A 4157-nucleotide genomic window follows, 5' to 3' on the forward strand; every position below is an offset into this window, starting at 1 on the left:
CGTCGATAAAGCGTGTGTAGGCATTCCAGAACGGACTGTTTGCGGTCGGGTAGGACACACCGATCATTAGCTTGTGATGTGGCCCTGAGGAACCGCACGCCGGCAGGATTGCCAGCAGCAGTCCCAGGATCAGCATGATGCGAGCCGCGCGCAGCGGTATACCCATACCCGTGCTCATCAGGAGTCCTTTCGTGGGCGCATCGACAAGTTTGGTCATATCAGCGTCTGGCACGCGTTGAATCAGTGTGGTGCGGCCAGACCCCCGAGCGTTTCTTGTCCCCGAACTCGCGCTTGCCGTAGGCAATAGTAAACCGAGTTTCAGCACCCGCCGGCCTCGTTGACCAGCCGGCGGGCGATGGCTTGACGGGTGCCGGAGGCCCGTGTTTACTCGAACGTATATTCGAATAAGGTGGTCTCGAGAAAGCTAGTAGGAGGCTAGTCATGATTGCGGCTTTCGCCCCCGACCAGCGGTATGGAAATCGCGCTGAGCAGCTCGAATCGTTGCGCCGGGCGTCCATGCAAGTCGGCACCCGCCCTGCTGACTTGCTGCCGGAGCCGGAATCCCGGCTGGCCATCCCGCAGTGGCTTGCTGAGGCGCTGGCACCCGAGGGGCCGGCACTGTTACGCCGGGGAACGGTGGCGGTGCTGTCGGGAGCTCGGTCACTGCTGTTGGGCATGGTTGCCGCGGTGACGGCCGCCGGGGGCGACGCGGCTATCGTCGGCCTGCCTGATGTCGGACTGCTGGCCGCTGTGGAGATGGGGGCTGACCTGAGCTGGCTCGCGGTGATACCGGATCCCGGGACCGATCCGGTGGAGGTGGTCGCGGTGCTTGTCGACGGCATGGACCTGGTGGTCCTAGGTTTCGGCGGGCGACGGGTACCGCACCCCCGGGCGCGGGCAGTGCTAGCCCGCGCCCGACATAGAGGCTGCACCTTGCTGGTCACCGACGGCGACTGGCAAGGGGCGCCGACACGGTTGGAGGCCCGGGTCTGCGGCTATGAGATCACGGCGAGCAACCAGGGCGCACCCACTCCCGGATTCGGGCGCATCAGTGGGGTGCGGTTGCAGGTCAGCGGTGTGTGTGCGGGCAGACGGGTGGGCGGCCGGGCGCGAGCCGGGTGATTTCGGGTGGCTTTTTCCGGTTCCGGTTCCCGGGTGTTGCCGGTGCGCGGAGCGGCCCGCTATTTCGGGTCCGAACAGCAGGCTGCCGAGCGGCTGATTGATGCGGTGGCCGCGGCCGGCTCTGAGTGTCAGGTCGGGATCGCCGACCAGTTATCCACCGCGGTCTTCGCAGCGCGTGCGGGCCGGGTCATTGGGCCTGGACAGGATGCGCGGTTCTTGTCGCTGTTGTCGATCCGACAACTTGCCGCCGAGCCGAGTCTGTCCGGTCCCCGACGAGGAGAACTAGCGGATTTGTTGTGGCGGATGGGGATTCGCCCCATCGGGTAGTTCGCCGCACTGTCGGCTACCGATGTGGCCTCCAGGTTCGGCGCCGACGGGGCGGCCGCACATCGGTTCGCCCGCGGCGCACCCGAACGCCCGCCTTCCGGACGTGAGGTGCCGCCGGAACTTGAGGCCGTGTTGCTCTGCGATCCGCCGATCGACCGGATTGATGCCGCGGCCTTCGCTGGGCGCTCACTGGCCGGCGCACTGCATCAGGCGCTGAGGGCCGCTGGAGTGGGCTGTACCCGGCTGGCCATCCACGCTGTCACCGCCAATGCCGAAGAGTTGACTCGGGTATGGCGGTGCGCCGAGCCGTTGACCGAGGATGCCACCGCCGACCGGGTGCGTTGGCAACTGGATGGCTGGTTGAGCAACCGAAATGCTCAGGTCTGCTCACCGGACCGCCGAGCTGACGCTATTACGGCTGCAGGCGGTGGCCGCCGAGGCACTGCAGTTGCCGTTATGGGGTGGTCTCGGGGAGCAGGACAAACTTCGGGCTCGACGGGCGCTGGTGCGGGTGCAGGGCTTGCTCGGCCCGGAGGCGGTGCGGGTGCCTGTACTGTCCGGCGGTCGCGGGCCGGCCGAACGCATCACGTTGACCCCGCTGGGCGACGAGCCGGCACCGCAGGCCGACCCGGGTCAACCGTGGCCCGGCCAACTTCGGAAGCCGTCGCCGGCGGTGCTGCTCGACGACCCAGTGGAATTACTTGATGCACAGGGGAATCCGATACGGGTGACCAGTCGGGGGATGTTCTCCGCTGAGCCTGCCCGACTGACCGTCCGCGGTCGGGAGGACACGCTGTGCTGGTGGGCCGGACCTTGGCCGGTCGACGAGCGGTGGTGGGATCAGGACCGGTCGGCGGCCGGTCAAGGGGGTCGCACCGCCCGCGCCCAGGTACTGCTGGGCAGCGAGCGTGCGCTGCTGCTGTGCTACCGCCAGCGGCGGTGGTATCTAGAAGGCAGCTACGAGTAAGCGTCCGTAGCGCGTCCTAGGCCCCTCACCTCCGCTCGCGCCAACTGCCCGCGAACACCACCTCCACGTCGTGGCATGGCTGGGCGGCCGCAGATGGCCAAGCGAAGGTAGCAAGGACCGAAGTGCTCAGGCCTGATGCCGCCACTACCGCAGGACCAAGAAACAGAACGATGCGGCGTATGGTCATGTCGCAATAGGTGCCCATTCACATTGCGGCTAAACCACCAATTTTTGGTGCCCGCCGTATGGCATCGCTGTTACGTTCGGTGTGCCCGACCTGCGAACGGTCCGACCCGCCCAATCAGCCGGTCGAAAAACGCCGCAGGGTCTACGCCAATGCCGATCAGGGCGTTGGGCTTTCGATCCGAGGACCAGTCGGCGACCGTCAAGCCGCGCGGATCTGCCAGCTCGACCTCCACCGTCGCGGCCCGGGTCGTCACCAAGTCCGGGTCCAGCGCGACCGCTGCGGCCAGCGGATCATGCATATATGCCACGTAACCTAGGTCGCGAGCCTGGTGAGACTCGAAGTAGAACCGCAGCGCGTCCCCGATCACCTGGATCAACGGAGACGGACCTGCGGTAGACACCAGCTTGGCGAGGATGTCCGGCGTCATTACCACCTGCCGGGTCAGATCCAAGCCGCATACGATCGGAAGTTGTTGTTGCCCAGCCCAAGCCGCAAATACCTCGCTCGCTGCCTCTGGGTCCACCCTGATGTTCCATTCTGCCGCGACGTTACCCTGGCCGGAGCCGTCGAACACGCCGCCCATGATCACCAGTCGGCGCAGCAGCGTCGGGAGTGCCGGCTCGGCGCGCAGTGCCAAAGCCAGGTTGGTCAGCGGCCCGGTGACGAGGCCGATCAGGTTCCCCGCGTTGGCTCGAGCCGCAGCTATCCAGGCCGTCGTGGCGTCGTAACTGGCAATCCGGCGTTCAGTGGAGGGCAGCTCGGCATAGCCTAAACCTTTGGGGCCGTGGAATTTTGCGTGCTCAGGCCACTGGCCGCTCAGTGGCTCGTCGGCGCCTTTGCACACGGGTATGGCCGCGGCCCGGCACAATTCGAGCAAGCCGAGGTTGTTCGCGCACACCTGCTCGACTTCAATATTTCCGCCGGTCGAGGCGATGCCGACGAGATCGGCGTCAGCGCTGGCCAGCAGATATACCAACGCCACGGCATCATCGATGCCGGTGTCGACGTCGACGAAAACGGGGTTCATCGCGGTAACGATACTGGGACTGGTGATTAGGCTGTCACGGTGTCCAAACACCCGAATCCCCAACAGCCGACTTAACTCCGCACTTCGACGACGTGCAGGCGCACTACGACCTGTCCGACGACTTCTTCCGGTTGTTTCTTGACCCGACCCAGACGTATAGCCGCGCCTTTTTCGAACGCGACGGCATGACGCTGGAAGAGGTCCAGATCGCCAAGACCGATCTCGTGCTCGGCTGATGCGCGGTGCAAGCACACGACGTCAACGTCGTGGCCTCACGCTGAGCCGCAACCAGGCCACTCATGTCAGGCAATTGATCGCGCAGTCCGAAAGCGCCCGCTTTCGAGCATTTTGGGCATGAGCGCTACGACGCGTTTTTCAGTATGGCGCACCGCGTGCTGCCTGCCGACGGGATCATGCTGCTGCTGCACACCACCACCGGGCTGTATCCCAAAGAAGTAGTCGAACGAGGTAAATGCGGGGCACGCGACCTGCTGACGATCACTCTGCCCCCAACTCTCACAGCGGTG

General features: G+C 65.4%; 2 protein-coding genes and 2 pseudogenes. 3 read left to right on the forward strand and 1 reads right to left on the reverse strand.

Features of this window, described 5'->3' with window-relative positions; all coding sequences use genetic code 11:
* The first annotated feature begins 441 nt into the window (after positions 1-441).
* Positions 442-1122 (forward strand): hypothetical protein, encoded by a 681-nt coding sequence (locus tag AC2VOU_RS06550; protein WP_486956640.1) that lies wholly within the window; start codon positions 442-444, stop codon positions 1120-1122.
* Between the two features lie 24 nt (positions 1123-1146).
* A pseudogene (locus tag AC2VOU_RS06555) lies at positions 1147-2416 on the forward strand (DNA polymerase Y family protein); the annotation flags it as partial.
* A gap of 257 nt (positions 2417-2673) precedes the next feature.
* Here AC2VOU_RS06555 and AC2VOU_RS06560 read toward each other — a convergent pair.
* Positions 2674-3630 carry a nucleoside hydrolase gene (locus AC2VOU_RS06560; protein ID WP_054880612.1) on the reverse strand — a complete coding sequence of 319 codons (957 nt, stop codon included), beginning with the start codon at positions 3628-3630 and terminating at the stop codon, positions 2674-2676.
* A 92-nt stretch (positions 3631-3722) separates the two neighbouring features.
* Between AC2VOU_RS06560 and AC2VOU_RS06565 the strand changes: the two are divergent.
* Positions 3723-4157 (forward strand): annotated as a pseudogene (locus AC2VOU_RS06565) (class I SAM-dependent methyltransferase); the annotation flags it as partial.

The sequence above is a fragment of the Mycobacterium sp. TH-M25 genome, from assembly GCF_057473665.1.